This window comes from Methylobacterium sp. CM6241 (assembly GCF_054817845.1).
On sequence record NZ_CM139246.1, the window covers coordinates 4,278,188 to 4,294,862 of the forward strand.

General features: G+C 64.2%; 14 protein-coding genes. 5 read left to right on the forward strand and 9 right to left on the reverse strand.

All coding sequences use genetic code 11. The annotated features are described in order from the left end of the window. Window positions 1–95 precede the first annotated feature (95 nt). Both ACYQR9_RS20005 and ACYQR9_RS20010 read right to left on the reverse strand, forming a co-directional pair. Window positions 96–1,778, reverse strand: coding sequence for an acyl-CoA dehydrogenase family protein (locus ACYQR9_RS20005; RefSeq protein WP_056433503.1), 1,683 nt, complete (start codon window positions 1,776–1,778; stop codon window positions 96–98). A 190-nt stretch (window positions 1,779–1,968) separates the two neighbouring features. Then, window positions 1,969–2,868, reverse strand: coding sequence for a DMT family transporter (locus ACYQR9_RS20010; RefSeq protein WP_056433506.1), 900 nt, complete (start codon window positions 2,866–2,868; stop codon window positions 1,969–1,971). 167 nt (window positions 2,869–3,035) lie between these two features. On the opposite strand from ACYQR9_RS20010, the gene ACYQR9_RS20015 reads away from it, so the two are divergent. Next, window positions 3,036–3,920, forward strand: coding sequence for a YihY/virulence factor BrkB family protein (locus tag ACYQR9_RS20015; protein ID WP_056433509.1), 885 nt, complete (start codon window positions 3,036–3,038; stop codon window positions 3,918–3,920). A 123-nt stretch (window positions 3,921–4,043) separates the two neighbouring features. Beyond that, complete coding sequence (locus ACYQR9_RS20020; RefSeq protein ID WP_056433514.1) at window positions 4,044–4,871, forward strand: transglutaminase-like domain-containing protein; 828 nt, start codon at window positions 4,044–4,046, stop codon at window positions 4,869–4,871. 150 nt (window positions 4,872–5,021) lie between these two features. Here the strand turns inward: ACYQR9_RS20020 and ACYQR9_RS20025 are convergent, their stop codons facing one another. Continuing rightward, window positions 5,022–6,803 carry a glucan ABC transporter ATP-binding protein/ permease gene (locus ACYQR9_RS20025; protein WP_311273984.1) on the reverse strand — a complete coding sequence of 594 codons (1,782 nt, stop codon included), beginning with the start codon at window positions 6,801–6,803 and terminating at the stop codon, window positions 5,022–5,024. Window positions 6,804–7,081: 278 nt separating this feature from the next. On the opposite strand from ACYQR9_RS20025, the gene ACYQR9_RS20030 reads away from it, so the two are divergent. Together ACYQR9_RS20030 and ACYQR9_RS20035 are read left to right on the forward strand one after the other, a co-directional pair. Beyond that, on the forward strand, window positions 7,082–7,855 hold the full coding sequence (locus ACYQR9_RS20030; RefSeq protein WP_018043049.1) for a motility protein A: 774 nt from the start codon (window positions 7,082–7,084) through the stop codon (window positions 7,853–7,855). A 20-nt stretch (window positions 7,856–7,875) separates the two neighbouring features. Next, window positions 7,876–8,706: a flagellar motor protein MotB gene (locus ACYQR9_RS20035; RefSeq protein WP_207411404.1), complete on the forward strand. Its 831-nt coding sequence runs from the start codon at window positions 7,876–7,878 to the stop codon at window positions 8,704–8,706. A 13-nt stretch (window positions 8,707–8,719) separates the two neighbouring features. Here the strand turns inward: ACYQR9_RS20035 and ACYQR9_RS20040 are convergent, their stop codons facing one another. Continuing rightward, window positions 8,720–9,217 (reverse strand): CAP domain-containing protein, encoded by a 498-nt coding sequence (locus ACYQR9_RS20040; RefSeq protein WP_461227807.1) that lies wholly within the window; start codon window positions 9,215–9,217, stop codon window positions 8,720–8,722. Between the two features lie 36 nt (window positions 9,218–9,253). Then, window positions 9,254–11,926 carry a DUF3772 domain-containing protein gene (locus ACYQR9_RS20045; protein ID WP_461227808.1) on the reverse strand — a complete coding sequence of 891 codons (2,673 nt, stop codon included), beginning with the start codon at window positions 11,924–11,926 and terminating at the stop codon, window positions 9,254–9,256. A gap of 644 nt (window positions 11,927–12,570) precedes the next feature. On the opposite strand from ACYQR9_RS20045, the gene ACYQR9_RS20050 reads away from it, so the two are divergent. Continuing rightward, window positions 12,571–13,119 (forward strand): HNH endonuclease, encoded by a 549-nt coding sequence (locus ACYQR9_RS20050; RefSeq protein ID WP_018043045.1) that lies wholly within the window; start codon window positions 12,571–12,573, stop codon window positions 13,117–13,119. Window positions 13,120–13,125: 6 nt separating this feature from the next. Here the strand turns inward: ACYQR9_RS20050 and ACYQR9_RS20055 are convergent, their stop codons facing one another. The 4 genes from ACYQR9_RS20055 to ACYQR9_RS20070 all read right to left on the reverse strand — a co-directional run bounded on the left by ACYQR9_RS20055 (window position 13,126) and on the right by ACYQR9_RS20070 (window position 16,566). After that, window positions 13,126–13,419 (reverse strand): hypothetical protein, encoded by a 294-nt coding sequence (locus ACYQR9_RS20055; protein ID WP_207411402.1) that lies wholly within the window; start codon window positions 13,417–13,419, stop codon window positions 13,126–13,128. Between the two features lie 85 nt (window positions 13,420–13,504). After that, window positions 13,505–14,416: an outer membrane protein gene (locus tag ACYQR9_RS20060; protein WP_461227809.1), complete on the reverse strand. Its 912-nt coding sequence runs from the start codon at window positions 14,414–14,416 to the stop codon at window positions 13,505–13,507. Between the two features lie 213 nt (window positions 14,417–14,629). Further along, window positions 14,630–15,484, reverse strand: coding sequence for an outer membrane protein (locus ACYQR9_RS20065; RefSeq protein WP_461227810.1), 855 nt, complete (start codon window positions 15,482–15,484; stop codon window positions 14,630–14,632). A 230-nt stretch (window positions 15,485–15,714) separates the two neighbouring features. Next, window positions 15,715–16,566, reverse strand: a complete 852-nt coding sequence (locus tag ACYQR9_RS20070) for an outer membrane protein (RefSeq protein WP_461229851.1) — start codon at window positions 16,564–16,566, stop codon at window positions 15,715–15,717. Window positions 16,567–16,675: the final 109 nt, after the last annotated feature.

The window sequence follows — 16,675 nt, forward strand, 5'->3', positions numbered from 1 at the left end:
CTGGAACCGGGGAGAACCCGGTTCCAGGCCTTTTTCGTTTGGATGCCCCGCCGCGACCGGGCTGAACGCCCGGCCGCCGTTTATGGCGAGGAGGCTCAGGCGGTTTCGAGAAGCCGGCGGGCGATGACCTGGGCCTGGATCTCGGCGGCGCCCTCGAAGATCGAGAGGATGCGCGCGTCGCAGAGGACGCGGCTGACTGCGTATTCCAGCGCGAAGCCGTTGCCGCCATGGATCTGCAGGGCGTTGTCGGCCGCCGCCCAGGCGACGCGGGCGCCGAGCAGCTTCGCCATGCCGGCCTCGAGATCGCAGCGCTTGCCCTCGTCCTTCTCACGGGCGGAGAAGTAGGTGAGCTGGCGGGCGATGTTGATCTCCACCGCCATCATGGCGATCTTGTCGGCGACGCGGGGGAAGTTGATCAGCGCTTTGCCGAACTGCACCCGGTCCTCGGCGTAGCGGAGACCGAGGTCGAGGGCGTTCTGCGCCACGCCGATGGCGCGAGCCGCCGTCTGGATGCGGGCGGATTCGAAGGTCTGCATGAGCTGCGTGAAGCCCTTGCCCTCGACTTCGCCGAGAAGGTTGGCCGCCGGCACTTCGAAATTGTCGAAGGCGAGCTCGTATTCCTTCATGCCGCGATAGCCGAGGACGTGGATCTCGCCGCCGGACAGGCCGGCCACCGGGAAGGGATCCTCATCGGTGCCGCGGGGCTTCTCGGCGACGAGGAGCGACAGACCCCTGTGACCCTTCTCTTCGGGCTTGGTGCGCACGAGACAGGTCATGATGTCGGCGCGGACCGGGTGCGTGATCCAGGTCTTGTTGCCCGAGATCTTCCAGACGTCGCCGTCCTTCACCGCCTTGGTGCGGAGGGACGCGAGGTCGGAGCCGGTATTCGGTTCGGTGAACACGGCGGTGGGGAGGGTATCGCCGGACGCGATGCCGGGCAGGAAGCGGTGCTTCTGCTCCTCGGTGCCGCCGCATAGGATGAGCTCGGCGGCGATCTCCGAGCGGGTGCCGAGCGAGCCGACGCCGATATAGGCGCGGGACAGTTCCTCGGAGACGACGCACATGGAGATCTTGGGCAGGCCCATGCCGCCGTATTCCTCTGGGATCGTCAGGCCGAAGACGCCGAGCTCGGCCATCTTGGTGACGATCTCCATCGGGATGTAGGCGTTCTGGCTGTGCCACTCATGGGCGTGCGGCACGACCTCGGCGAGGCCGAAGCGGCGCATCTCGGAGCGGATCGCCTCCATGTCCTCGTCGAGGCCGGACTTGCCGATGGTGGCCGAGCCACCGTTGTCGCGGATGCGAGCGACCAATGCGGCGCGATTGGCCGCCGTATTGCCCTCCGCGATCATGGCCTCGACGGCGTCCGTCCGGAACTTCGCGATCTCGCGGGCGGAAAGACCGAGCGAGCCGGTGACGCGCACGATCTCGCCCTGGCTCATGGGAATGCCCGAGAACATCTGGTCGAGATATTCGCCGATGCCGATCTTCACGAGGAGCGCCTCGGTCTCCCCGAATTCTCCGGCTTCGGTCAGGCGCGCTGCGTAGGCGCCGAGTTCGCGAACACCTTCGGCATAGGTGGCGAGCCAGGCGAGGCCGTGGGCGGCATGCTGCTCGGCCTCAAGCTTCTCAGGCGAGATCTTCCCATCGGCGGAGAGAACCTTCGCGCGAACGCGGCGGGTCGCCTCGGCGACGAGGGCCTTGGCAGCTTCGCCGGCGCCCTGGGCGAGGGTCAGGAGATCCTGCGGTTCGGTGGAGACGGCCGGGGAAGCGGACATGGTTCGAATCTCTCAAATCAGAATGAGGGTTGGCGCTCATTATAGGCAGGTTTGCCAAGTCTGTAGAGGCGTCTCGCCGCAGCGCGGCACTATCCCGCCTGAATTCATTATTTCTTGCCGCGGAAAGCCTGGTTTTGCTCGACAAAACCAGGAGAGCTGAATTTTATTGAGAGATGAATCAAAGAAAAACTCATCTTCGGCTGGCGACCGCGACGCCAATCGTGGCCACGGCCATGCCGGCCATCTGGATCGGGGCCAGTGTCTCGCCGAACAGGAGATAGGCCATCGCCGCCGAGACCGGGGGGACCAGAAAGAGCAGGGAGGCGACGCCGGCCACCTCGCCGCGCCGGATCAGGGCCAGAAGAAGCAGGATGCCCGCCACCGAATTCACGAAGATCGACCAGGCCAGTCCGCCCCAGAGCGGCAGGGACGCGTCGAAACGGCCGGTGCCGAACAGAAGCGCCGCCGGCACGGCGAGGAGCGTCGCCCCGACGAACTGGATCGCCGCATTCGGCAGCAATTCGGCCTGTCCCGCACGACTCTTCTGCCACAGGGTGCCGATCGTCATTGCCACCATGGCACCGAGGCAGGCGAGAAGCGGAAGTGCCGGGATACCGGACGCGTCTGCAGCACCGATTTTCGGGGCGAGGACGAGAAGTGCGCCGGCAAAGCCCGTGGCGATCCCGATCCAGCGACGCGGGCTGACGATTTCACCGAGGAATGGACGCGCCATCGCCGCCGTGAGCAGGGGCTGGAGACTGCCGACCAGGGCAGCGATGCCCGATGGCAGGCCGCGCTCCACCGACCAGAATACGCCGATGACGTAGATGCCCTGCATCAGCACGCCGGCAACCAGGGCATCGCGCCATCCTGCCCGGCTGCGCGGCCATCTCGCGCCGAGGCCGAGGGTGATGGCGGTCAGGACGATGGCGACGCCGACGAGTCGGATGGCGACGAAGGTGAAGGCCTCCGCATGGGGCGCCACGAAACGCGCGGCGACGAAGCCCGATGCCCAGATCAGGACGAAGACCGACGAGACCACCGAAGCGGGCACGGTACGGGTTGAGGAAGCCGGTGCATCGACTGACATGACGGTGGCGCAGGCAACACACCGAACCGTCGAACACAAGTCGCATTGGTGGCGGGCGGCATTGCATCGATCGGACGATCGCCCTGGACGTTGCGCCATCGCCCAGCCTCGCGTTTAGACAGACGGGTCGACGAGTCCCCCCAGTCACGAGAAGCGCCCCACCCGCCGTGAGCCGTCTCCGCAACAGTGCCAACATCGCCAGCCTCGCCGCCCAGCGCTTCGTTGCCCATGACGGCTGGGCGATCGCGAGCCATATCGCTCTCTCGATCCTGACGTCGCTGTTTCCCTTCCTGATCCTGCTCGCCGCCTTGGCCGGTCTGCTTGGGACCAAGTCGCTGGCTGACGAGGCGGGCGACCTGATTTTCGAGGCTTGGCCGCGCGAGGTGGCGAAACCCATCGCGAGTGAGGTTCACCGTGTGCTCACCGAGCAACGTGGCGGCGTGCTCACCATCGGCGCGCTGCTCGCCCTCTACTTCTCGTCCTCCGGAGTGGAGAGCCTCAGGGTGGGGCTCAACCGAGCCTACGGCCTGCGCGAGATCCGGCCCTGGTGGCTCACCCGACTCGAATCCATCGGTTACGTCGTCTGCGGGGCCTTCGCCATGCTCGCCTTCGCGCTGCTCGTCGTCCTGGGGCCGCTGATCTGGCGTCGTATCATCAACGTGGCGCCTGGGCTCGAACCACTGAGCCTCACCGTAGCTATCGGGCGGATCGCGATCACGGCCTTCCTGCTCGCCACGGTCCTGGTCATTGCCCATAAATTCGTGGCTGCGGGCCGTCGCGCCATCCTGTCGGTCTTGCCCGGCGTTGCCGTGACGCTGGTCCTCTGGTTTCTCGCCGGACTTGGGTTCGGCTTCTACCTCGATCGGTTCTCGGCCGCCTACGCCTCGACCTATGGCGGATTGGCCACCGCGATGGTGTTCCTGGTCTTCCTCTACTGGCTAGCTGCGATGTTCCTCTTCGGCGGTGAAATCAATGGCACCGTCATTGCAGCACGGCGGCAGCGGCTGCAGGCCCGGATGTTGGCCAAGCAGGCCGAGGCGCGCCGGCAATGAAGCGGAGTGTCGCGACCTGCATGCTGACATCCACCTGTGACCTTCGCGGCCTATGCCGAACGGTCTCGCGCGGGCATGAGGGCGGCAGGGCTGGCGCGACGGTCGGTCGGAGGTTCAACGGTAATGCGCATCAGGTTCGGCTGCGAGATGGGCTACGACTTCGCCTATCCTACTCCGATGATCGCTCGATTGACGGCGCATCCGAGTCGGTTCGCTGGAGCGATGGAGCCGGACAGCCTAGCCATCGGCCCGGAGACGCCGCACGAAGTGTTCATCGACGATTTCGGTAACCGCTGCTGCCGCCTCGTGGCACCGGCGGGGGCGGTGACCCTTTCGGTGGAGGGATGGCTCGATGATGACGGCGATCTCGATCCGGTCGTGCCGCAAGCGATCCAGCATCCCATCGAGGACTTGCCCCTGGAGGCCCTGCCCTTCCTGGTGGCAAGCCGCTACTGCGAATCCGATTTGCTCTCGAACGAAGCGTGGCGCCTGTTCGGCGATGTCACGCCCGGCTGGGCACGCGCTCAAGCCGTCTGTGATTGGGTCCACGGCCATATCAGCTTCGGCTACGGCTATTCGAATGTGGACCGCACCGCTGCAGATGCCCTCGCCGTAGGGCGCGGAGTCTGTCGCGACTACGCTCACCTGTTCGTGGCGTTCTGCCGTGGCCTCAACATGCCGACGCGTTATTGCACCGGTTATCTCAGTTTCATCGGCGAACCCGAGCCGCATGCGCCCGGGGATTTCGCCGCCTGGACCGAAGTCTATCTCGGTGGTGCCTGGCATGTCTTCGACCCGCGCAACAACGCCCCACGCCGTGGTCGTATCCTGGTTGCCCGAGGACGAGATGCGGCGGACGTCCCGCTGACCCATACGTTCGGAACGAACGTCCTGACGAAGTTCAAGGTGTGGGCCGAGGAGGATATGGGCGACGCCCACCCCCGCAGATAGGAGGGTGTCAATGAACCTTCCTTCCGTCCGCGGAAGAAGGGCATACACGCAGTTGGCTCGATGAGGGTCGCGCAACCGCCTGAGAGATCACCCCCGTCTCCGCCTGATCGGCAGTGACCCTCCCCCGACGAGGGGGGAGGGTTCTCTCCGTCAGGCCGCAAGGGCGAGTGTGGGCTCGGAGGCGTCGGCACCGGCCATGAACTGCGCACGGGCGAGGTCGGCGAAGCGGCCGTTCTCCGCGACGAGTTCCTCGAAAGTGCCCGATTCGACGATCCGTCCCTCGTGGAAGACGAGGATGCGGTCGGCGTTGCGGATCGTCGCCAGACGGTGGGCGATGACGAAGGTGGTCCTGCCCTCCATCACGGCTTCGAGCGCACCCTGCAGCTTCCGCTCGGTGGTCGCGTCCAGGGCGGACGTGGCCTCATCGAGGATCAGCACGGGCGGATTCTTGAGCAGCGCCCTGGCAATGGACAGACGCTGGCGCTCGCCGCCGGAGAGCGAGCGACCGCGCTCGCCGATGATCGTGTCGAGACCGTCGAACTGGCGATCCATGAACTCCGTCGCCTGGGCACGGTCGAGGGCGTCGAGCATCTCCGCATCGGTGGCGTCGGGACGGCCGACCTGGAGATTCTCACGGATCGAGCGGGCGAACAGCATCGGCTCCTGGAACACCACGCCGATGTTGTGACGCAGGGAGGCGAGGCCGATATCGCGGATGTCGGTACCGTCGATGCGGATAGCGCCAGTATCGGGGTCGAATGCACGGTGCAGCAGGCCCAGTGTGGTCGACTTGCCTGAGCCTGTGGTGCCGACGAGGGCGATGGTCTGCCCGGCCTGCGCCGTGAAGGAGACGCTCTCCACGGCCTTGCGGCGCGGGGTGTAGGAGAAGCCGACCTGATCGAAGGAGACCTCGCCCTCGAACCGGGCCACCTGCATGGCACCGGGACGATCGTGGACGGCCGGGGTCGTGTCCAGAATCTCGAAATACTCGGCGATCTTGGGCATCTGCTGGAACAGACCGTTGATGCAGGTGGCGACCTGATCGAGGCGGGCGACGAGCATGGTGGCGAGGCTCATGAAGGCCACCACTTCGCCGATCGAGGCCATGCCGTGCTGATGAAGGGCGATACCCGTGATGAAGATGGCCGTCATGGTCAGGGTGGCGGCAGCGCGGGTCGCGACATTGGCGAGCGCCCACCACGACAGGACCGGGATCTGGGCCGCGAGCAGGTTGCGAATGATGCCGTGCATGGCCTCCTTCTCCGCCTTGGCGCGGGTGAAGGACTGGATCACGGCGACGTTGCCGAGGGCGTCGGAGGCATGGGCGGCAAGGCCCGACTGGTAGGCCTCGACCCGGCCCTGCAACATCTCGGTGCGGCGCATGACGAAGGTGGTGAGCACGGTGAACATCGTCACCAGCACGACCAGGATCGAGCCGAGTTGCCAGTTCACGAACAGGGTCATCGGCAGGAGCACGGCGAGGGAGACGACGGCGACGAAATGATCGCGGAAGAAGCCGAGCCAGAGCCAGAACATGCCGTTCGATCCTTCCAGCATCGCCTTCAGGACGCGGCCGGAATGGTTCGAGGAATGAAAGGCCAGCGGCAGTTCGAGCACATGCTCGAAGTAATTCGCCATGGACGCGAGACGATTGCGATGGGCCAGCCGGTCCGCATGCAGTGCGATGGTGACGCCGGCCGCGATGGTGAACAGGCCGAAGGCGACCCATGCGCCGATGAGCGGCGCCAGTGTCGAGAAGGCGTTACCGTCGCTCTTCAGATGCGTCAGCTGATCGATGATGCGCCCCATGAGCAGCGGCTCGGCGAAAGCCGCGACCGCGAGGGCCACATTGGCGACAGCGAGGAGGGCTGCCAGGCGCCGATCGGCGCCCAGTAGGCCCATGACGCGCGCATAGAGACGAACCAACGGCATGACGACGTGTGCTCCGATGCCAATCACGGCGCGGTCCCTTTTGCCGGAACCTTCGCCCTCAACCCTTCACCTTCGGCCCGGCCCCCATTCATCGGAGGTCACAAGCCATTCGGCGTGCTCGGCTTATCGCAATGCCACCCTGAACGGCGAATGACAGGAATGCGCCGGGAGGACCGTTATCCTTTACGGTTCGTTTAGCGCGTCTGCCTAAGGCTGAAGACGTCGCTTTCCGCTCGGATCCTGTTCCGTGCTGCTGGGCAAGCCGACCAGGGTTCACCATGGATCTCGCAACCGGTATCGGGCTTCTCGGCGGCTTCGGTGTCGTCTTCACCCTGATCATGATCGATGGCGGGAACTTCGCCGCCTTTTTTGACAAGCACGCGGTCATCGTCATCTTCGGCGGTTCCACCGCGGCGACGATGATCCGCTTCCCGTTCGCGACCATGATGCACGGCCTGCCGATGGGCATGCGCTACGCCTTCACCATGCGGGCGATCAGACCGCGCGAACTCATCGAGGAAATCACCAAGATCGCCGACGTCGTGCGCAAATCCGGCCCGATGGCGCTGGAGAACATGGAGATCTCCGATCCCTTCCTGGCTCAGGGCGCCCGCTACATCGCCGACGGCTACGACCGCGAGTTCATCCGCGACACGATGGAGCGCGACCGCGACAACTTCCTCATGCATCTCGATGAGGGCTCGAAGATCTACCGCGCCTTCGGGGATTGTGCCCCCGCCTGGGGCATGATCGGCACCATTCTCGGCATGGTGACGATGTTCGCCAACATGTCGGACCCCTCGAAGCTGGGCCCTGCCATGGCGACCGCGCTGCTCGCCACCCTCTATGGCGCGCTGATCTCCAACATGATCGCGCTTCCGCTCGCCGACAAGCTACACGTGAAGCTGGAGGAGGAGGACGTCTCCCGCTCCCTCATCATCGATGGCATCCTGCTTATCCGCGACTCGAAGAGTTCGTCCCTCGTGCGCGAGATGCTGGTCGCCTACCTGCCGCACAACCACCGCGACGACCTCGCGGCGGAAGCGGCCTGACGGGAAGAGGGTAACCGGCCGTGGCCAGGAAGAAGCGCGGAGGCCATGGCGGTCACGGTTGGTTCGTGACTTTCGCCGATCTCATGGCGCTGCTCATGAGCTTCTTCGTGATGATCGCGGCCTATTCCACTCAAGATCAGAAGAAGATGCAGGCTGTGGCCGGCTCCATGCGCGATGCCTTCGGTGTCAACAGGGAATCGCGTTTCTCCGGAATCATCGAAGTGAACGGCCTTCCGACGCCGGGGCATATCAAGAACCGCAGCGAAATCGCGCCCGAACAGGCCACCGATCGGCCAAAGCCGCCGGATATCGAATCGACTGCCCCGGAAGGGATCCAGGACAGCGGCTATCCGGAAGCGTTCGGCCTTGCCGCCGCCAGTCTGCGCCAGGCGATGCAGGACATGCCCGAAATCTCGGAACTCTCGAAGAACATCATCGTCAATCCGACGCAGAAGGGCGTCGATCTCTCGCTGGTGGATCAGGACGGCAGCACGATGTTCCCGCACGGGTCGAGCCGGCCGAACGATCGGACGAGGCGCCTTCTGGAGAAACTCGCCCCCGTCATTCGGAAGCTGCCCAACCGCATCACCGTCACAGGCTATACCGCCACGGACAGGCCCGGTACACGCCCCCCTGCCCCGCCCTGGGAGCTCTCGGCAGGTCGCGCCATCAGCGTGCGCGAAATCCTCGCCAGCGCCGGCGTGCCCGACGATCGCTTCGCTTCGGTCTCCGGCAAGGCGGATACCGAGCCGCTGTTCCCGGACAATCCGTATCTGTCATCGAACCGGCGCGTGACGGTGACGCTCATGGGCGAGCAGGCACCGACGCCGCGTTCGATGAAGCTGCCCTGAGAGGGGGGCTGGCTCACTCGGCGACCAGCAGCGCCCAATAGACCTTGTATTTCGAATTGGGTGCATAAGCGGTGGCGATGCCCATGCGTGTGGCCCGAGGGGCCAGCATGACGGCGTTATGGGCCGGGCTGTCGCGCCATCCCGAGAAGGCCTCCGCCAGGGTGTGATAGCCGGCCGAGAGATTCGCCTGCGCGCCAGCATAGCCGAGGCGTTGAACCGCGACCTTCACCGTCTGTGCCTGGCTCGGCTTGTCGGCGGCCGCCATCGCCGCCGCCTCGGCTTCGGCCAGACGCTGCAGGTCCGGGTCGATCCGTAAGGGTGCACCGCCGCTCCGCGCACGATACGCCGAAATCATATCGCGCGCGGTCGCCGCATCGACCGATGCGCCGGAGGTGGTCATTGGCCAGTACAGTCTCGGGAGCGCGCCGGTGGTCGGTGCTTCCCTGGCGCAGCCGGACAGTGCGAAGCTGCCCACGAGCGCGAGGCCGAACACCCGGAATCCCATCGTCATCGTTTCCGCCTCGCGTTCGTCGTCGATCGTGTCGGTCTACGACACCTCCGCAGGGCTCCTACGCCGGTTCGGTTCACGGGGCGTTGCCGAGCGCATCGGCTCGGCTTCCTCGTTCGCGGAAGGGCTGACCTGCCGGTCATCGACCTCCTCCGCCTGAGCCGGCCGATCCTGGCTCCGGTTCTGTGCGAACACGCCGGCGATCTGCCCGAGTGCGGTCTGGACCGGCTCCAGGCCCTGGACGGTGACGACGCTCGATCCGGGGCCGAGAGCCGGGATGAACCCTGCGCCGGACAAGGCCTGAAACACGGAAAAGTTCAGGTCGCTCGTGACCTTCAGGCCCATGCTGACATCGACGATCATCGCGATCAGTTCGAATTCGAGGAAAGGATCGCCGATCTTGCGGAACACCACTCGCGGCGCCGGCTCCTTCAGCACGTCCGGATGAGCGGCGGCGCAGGCCACCAGCATTTCGGCGGCACGGACCGGATCCTGGTTGCGCAGGACGTTGACCGTGATGGTGACGCGGCCGGTGCGATCGCCGCGAACCCGGTTCTTCACGATACCCGAGATGAGGTTCGAATTCGGCACGATCACCGCCGAGCGGTCGAAGGTCTGGATCTCGGTGGAGCGCACCGAGATGCGCTTCACGATGCCCTCGCTGTCGCCGATGAGCACCTGATCGCCGACGCGGATCGGTCGCTCCCACAGCAGCAGCAGGCCCGAGACGAAGTTGTTGACGATGGATTGAAGGCCGAAACCGATACCGACGGAGAGCGCACCGGCGACGATAGTCAGCTTCTCGAGGCTGAGTCCGAGATAGGAGAAGGCGAGCGCGAGGGCGATCAGGAACCCGCAATAACCGGTGATGGTGGAGATGGAGTTGCGCAGGCCCGCATCGAGATCGGTGGCCGGGAGGTAGGTCTGTTCCAGCCAGCGCTGGACTGCGCGCGTGATGACCACGCCGATGACGAGAAGTCCCACCGCATACGCGATGGTGGAGAGCGAGATCGTCACGTCTCCGACCTTGAAGCCGAAGAAGGCGCTGCGCACGGAGGTGAAGACGTCGGTGGAATCCAGGCCCCAGGGCGCGAGCGCCAGCAAGGCGGCCACCAGGATCAGAACGACTCGGGCGAGACCGGTCGACAGAACGGCGATCTGGTTGATCGAGCGCTTGCGTAGCCCGGTATTGGCCTGAAGCGCTGTGGCGAAGCGGGTCTCGTCCTTCAGCGTACCGCCGATGAACGTGTCGGCACTCGTGATGAGCAGGTAAAGCAGCGCGATCAGGCACGCCGTCCAGACCAGCTGGTCGATGAGGAAGGCGGCGAAGGCGACATAGCCGACGAGGGGCGCGATGCCGATGACGATGACGGCAGCCCATCCGAGGAGGCGCGCGGGACCGCCGATCGTCGTGGTGGATTCCGGCGCGACGTAGGGACCGAAGCAGGCCTCCTCTTTATCCGCCGTGTCGGCGAAGCGGTGCAACCCGATGGCGAGGATCAGGATGGTGGCGAGAGCGCCGATGCCGCGCGTGGCGATGGAGATCGACAATGCGGCGTAGATGCCGGAATTGAGCGCTTCGATGGATTTGACCACCGTGATTACCGTGGCGATGCCGACGGCGAGCCGCGTCAAACGCGACGCGGTCGAATCGCTGAGCGGAGCAGGACGCCAGGACGGTTTTTCCGGCGACAGCAGTGCGTCGCAAAGCGCCTCTACGAAGGCGATGAAAGCGAGCCCGCCGAGGATGGCGCCGGCCACCGGCATGAGCCGCTGCGGCAGCAGGTCCGTGGAATCCAGGGCGTAATAGACGGCGTAGCTTCCCACCACCGCCGGTACGGTGCCGAGGAGGAAGACGCGCCAGGCCGCCATCAGCTTCATGCGCTGCGTCGGGTCGACGACGCTCTGGCTGCGCCGCCCGAGACGCGGGGCGATGTTTCGGCGTCCGAAATACAGCGCCACGGAGATGCCCAGGGCGACCCCGAGCAGAAGAAGATTCCAGATCGATCCGTTGCGGCCGAACAGGCCAGCGATATCACTGACGGCGGCCTGCAGAGCCCGGATGTCGCGCGGGACATCGTCGGCGATACGCATCCAGAGGTCGGGATTCACCAGTGCCGACGAGCGTTCGAACAGGCCGCGGGTGAAGGCTGCCCTGCGCTTGTTCGTGATCTGGTCGATGATCTGCTCGCTCTGCACAAGAAGCGATTTCGCCAGCCGCTGCGTCTCGTCGATCTCGGCGACCGCATGCTCGCGCTCGCCCCGCTCCTTGGCGACGTCCTCGCCCTCCTCGCCTTCCTTCGGCTTCGGGCCGAGCTGCGTCAGGCGCTCGCGGGCCGCTTCGAGACGCGGCGTGGTGGCATCGATGATCTGACGGATCCGGTCGGCGATGGCGTCGAGGCCTTCGCGTGCCTTGAGCAGGTTCGCGGAATCGACGTTGCGGCCGGCGAGCAGCTTCTCACGCTCATCGAGATTGGCCTTCGCCTCGTCGAGCCGGTCGCGGACATTCTGGATCGCTTCAGAGACTGCCTGTTTCGGCACGGCCGGCTTCGCGGCCGGCGCGGGGGCCGTCGCAGCGGGTGGGACGGTAGCGGGCGCCGGCTTTGCCGGCTCCGTCTGCGCGGGGGCGACGGGCGCCGCCTGCGCCAGAACCGGAATGGGAGTCAGGAAGGAGGCACCCATCCACGCGGCAAGGAGCGCTGCATGTCGCATTCTGCCCTTCATGAATCCCAGTTCCATGTCGTTCCTTTCGTCGGCTTGGGCCGACCGCCCCTCTGGCGGCGGCACGCAGACCCCGGTGCGCGGGCCAATCGCTTCCAGGCCCATCTCCGGCAAGAGCCGTGGCCATGACGAGAGCATCAGCGAAGGCACTACACGCGCCGTAGGTGGCAGCGGGTCAAAAATCAGATTGTCGGATGGCCGATCAATGGGGCGAAAGGGTGCCGCAGACACATCATTCGTCCGGTCCGCCTGAAAGATTGTGGGCCGCGACGTCGCAGATCGACCGGGCAACCTTCACAAGCGTGTCATGCTGATATTAGACTAACGCGCAATGGACAGAGCCTTTTCGTATCGACACGAGGAGGTGGCGTTGGCCGTCCATGTCGATGTGCCTCGCCACAAACCGGGCGTTCCCGCCCGATGCGACCGCTTTTGGCTAAGCCCAGGCCGGTCCGCCCTCCCCGATCATCTGTTCTCTTCGCATCCTGTGCCGGTCCGGCGACCGAGATTTGTTCGCCGGATGCCGAAGTCGAAGACCGAACTGCCGGGACCACCGATCTTTCATCATCCGGGGACGATGCCGCGCCGGAACGTGCTGCGTCGTCCCTTCGTCGATCCGTCAAGAGAGTAGCGCCATGCTGGATCTCCAAACGCTCGTCCTCAATGCGGATTACCGGCCGCTTTCGTATAATCCGCTGTCCTTATGGTCCTGGAAGGACGCTTTCACCGCCCTCTTCCTCGACAGGGTCACATTGGTGGCCAGCTACGATGTCGAAGCCCGGTCACCGAGCCGAGCCTTGAGGGTCCCCAGCGTCGTTGCCCTCAAGAACTACGTGACCCTGGCGCGCAGTCCGGCCTTCACCCGCTACAACATCTACCTGCGCGACACCTTCTCCTGTCAGTATTGCGGACTTCGGATGCCCTCGGGCGGGCTGACCTTCGACCACGTCATTCCGCGCTCACGCGGCGGATTGTCGAGCTGGGAGAACGTCGTCGCCGCCTGCTCACCCTGCAATCTGCGCAAGGCGAACCGTACTCCGGCGGAAGCGGAGATGCCGCTCCTGCATGAACCCCACCGGCCGACGCGGCACGAGCTCCATCGCCGCCAACCGGAATTCGACCACCGCGAGTACCATCACACCTGGCTGGATTACCTGTACTGGGACAGCGAACTCGAAAGCTGACGTTGGTCAGTCCTGCGAGAAGCGCGGCGGCGGTTCGTTATAGACCGGTGCGTTGGGGTTGTGCGGGGGAACAAGACCCAGGACGACTGGCGGGCCGTAAATGGTTCTCACCAAGCGCGGCGCCGGCAAATAGCGAGGATCACGATAGGAAATCTGCGGCGGCAACATCGCGCCGTGCCGCTGAACATACGGACCTTGGTACACAGCATCGACGGCAATGTGGCGGCCTCCTGCCTCGGCTCCTGAAATGGATACGAGGCTGAGTATCGCGGCACCGACGGAGAGGTTGGTTCGATTCATCGTGCGGAGTCCGTTTCAAAATGCTGACGGACTTTGCAGCAGATGATGCGATGAAGCCCTTAACGCACCAGATTTTGTATGAGTCTCAGAACTTCACGGCCGCGCCGCCGCGGACGGTGTTCAGATTGACTTTGTGGCCATCAAAGTCGTTGAAGAGAACATATTGATATTCCCCACGCAGAATAATGTTCTGCGTCAACGCGTATTCCAGGCCTGCGCCCAGAGCGATGCCGCCAACGACCTTTGTTTTACTGCTTCCGTAGGTGATGGGCGCTGCCAGAGTTGATCGACTGGGGTTTTGGGCATTGAAGCTGCTATAACCACTGTGGCCGACGACGGCGGCTCGCCTAGGATCGCTGAGGCCGAGATTGGCACGATACGTGGTTTGGTCGTATTCTGCGGCCTGAACCTTTACTTGATCTGCGATTTGTGCGCGGCCGATGGCCAGTCCGCCCGTTACGAACGGGAGAAAGGCGCCCATTGTATAACCGGCACGGGCCCGGATCGTGCCGAAATCTTCAATTCGCGTCGAGGACGTGCCTTCGAGGCCGACGGAGCGAAAAAAGCCATCTGTTCCAACCATGAAACGAGAAATGTAATTGTTGCTCGCGCCGGTTCTGCCGAAGCTTGTGTAATCCACCTCAATGCCGATGACGGTCTCGTCGAACTGGTAATTCCATCCCGCAAAAGCTCCATAGCTGGCGCCTTCCGTCCGGGTTGAATGCGTTTGGAGCAATCCAGAGGCATGCATCTCGTTCTCGAAGTAAGTCTGGCTGAGCGCGCTTGCGACAATGGGTTGAAACGCATTGTTGAAGCCCAGCGCGGCCGAGCTGTATCCCGCATGCCCGCCGAAATATCCGCCGTTCCAATCGATCTCGGTTGAGGCAGGCTCGTAATCGGAACCACGCAGCACGCCATAGTCCAGATCGGCGGCCCGGGCGGTCGGCAGCCATCCGAGTGTGATGCCGGTCAGGAGAGCAAGGGTGACGGTACGCATCGAGGTCGTCCTCAGGGCTGCAGCCCGACTGTTCTTTCCGAACATAGTATCGTTATTGATTGCGTAACCTTAATACTCCGTTGCGTTCGCGCCACATGAGTTACGGCGAGGCCTATGGTCATGGTCGCAGGACGAAAAAGCCCGCGCGGCACGGGCCGGGCGGGCTTTGAGCATAGGAAGGCGGGCGAAGGTCCTGCCGTGTCGGGCTGTGCCCTATTCGTAGGGATTGCCGCCGCCGTAACCGCCGGTCCCAAAAGCAGCAGCGCCGCCAGCGAAGCTGTAGCGCAGGCCGACGCGAACCTCGTTGGCCGAGATGTCCTTGAGGCGGGTCCCGAAGCCGAAATCGTCGAGGCCGGTCTTGGCGCGGCCGAGATTGACGTAACGGTAGTTCGCATCGATCGCGAAGCCCGCACCGATCTCGTAGGACACGCCGCCTGTCAGTGCCCAGGCCAATGACGTGACCGAACCGTTGCGACGCGCGGCAGCGGGGCGTGGCCCGACCACCGGGCTTCCGTCACAGAGCACGGGAACGGTACAGGTGGTTTGGGTATAGGCGTTGCGGAAGTCTTTCTGCGCGATACCAATGCCTCCGCCGATATAGGGGGTCAGTCCCCACCACGTGCCGAGATCCGCATAGACGTTCACAAGGGCTGTCAGCACGTCGAGCTTGCCGGCTTCGACGTTGTATCCGTTCGCGAAGTTCGAGCCGGACGAGTAGGTCGTGAAACGGCTGGGAAGGCGCTGGTCGATGGTGGCGTCCATGCGCAGCCAGTTGTTGAAGCGGTAGCCGATGCCGCCACCATAGCCTGGCTGATGACTGAGGCGCAGTCGTACGAGCGGCGGTGTGCCCGGTTCGACCAGCGTCGCATCCTTGGGATGATCGTAATAGCTCTCGGTGAAATCGGCACGGAGGTACCATCCGCTGCCGATCTGGACCGGGGCGGGTGCCGGCGGAGGCGGTGGCGGCGGAAGAAGGTCCGCTGCAACGGCTGGCATGGCGGCGCCGATTGCCAGTCCGGCGAGGATCGCAGCGAGGGCTGCGGAGCGGTATGGACGAGGCGGAATCATCAGGATCCTCACGGACGCATCGGCCGGAAAGCGCATGTTACGGATGCATGCCGGCGAGGGGGGTGACTGACCAAGATGATGTATTTAAAAGGTTATGATCGCCTTAACCCTAACGGGTCCTGAGCTGGAAAAGACAACGCGCTCCGGCGTTAACCCAGCTGTCGTGCTCGCACGAAAGAAGACGGCGCGGATACCGATCCGCGCCGTCTTTGTAGTGTCCTTGGAAAAAATCAGTATTTACGGACGATCGGTTCCGGCAGCGGCTGATATTCGACCGCTGGTGCAACGGCGCCCCCAAGAATCCAGCGCATGCCGACCTTCACGTCATGCGAGGCAATGTCCTTGAGGTGATAATCCGTCTTGCAGAAGGGCGGTGCCTCGCAGGTGATCGTGCCGGTTTGCGCCGAACCCATGTTGAGATAGCGATAGGCGAGTTCGAGCTTGAGGTTCGGCGTAATGGAATAGCCGAGACCGGCATGGGCTGCCCAAGCGAAACTGAGCTTCTGCTTTTCCGGGCCCGAGCCAAAGCCGCCCTGATAGAGGCCTTGGCCGTTGTCGGTCACGCCGCCGAACATGTGGTGTGCAAAGCCGACACCTGCGCCGACGAAGGGAGTGACGCCGTAATATGTGCCGAGATCGACGTAGCCGTTGGCCATGCCGACCACCGAGGAGAACTTGCCGGACGTGCGATTGATCCCGCCGCTCGGCTTCTCGGCTGCGTAGAAGATCCATTTCGCTTCCGACCGGTACTCGCCGGTGAAATCGAAGCGGAGCCAGGAATTGGCTTGGTATCCGATACCCGCGCCCACGAAGGCCTGGTTGCCCAGATAATCCTTCAACACGTTGTAATTGTATTGGATCGGGGGGGTCGTCACGTCCTTGGCGACGGTGTGACCTTCTCCGAGAATTCCAGCACCGGCGTCGCCGCGAAGGTACCATGCGCCGCCGATTTCGATCGGCGGGGGGAGCGGCTCGGGAGGCAGGCTCGGAAGCAGGTCGGCGGCCTGCGCGAGGCATGGCGCTCCCACGCTCGCAAGGAGCGTGATCGAGCGCGCCAAGGCAGAAAGCTTGGAGCGGCGCATAATGGATCCTTCAACTCGATCGTTCGGCGGAGGTGTGGGAGCACCAGCCTGGATGACGAACCCATCATCTGCCGGATGAGTTAAATCGCGCTTAACGTTAAACGTTAGC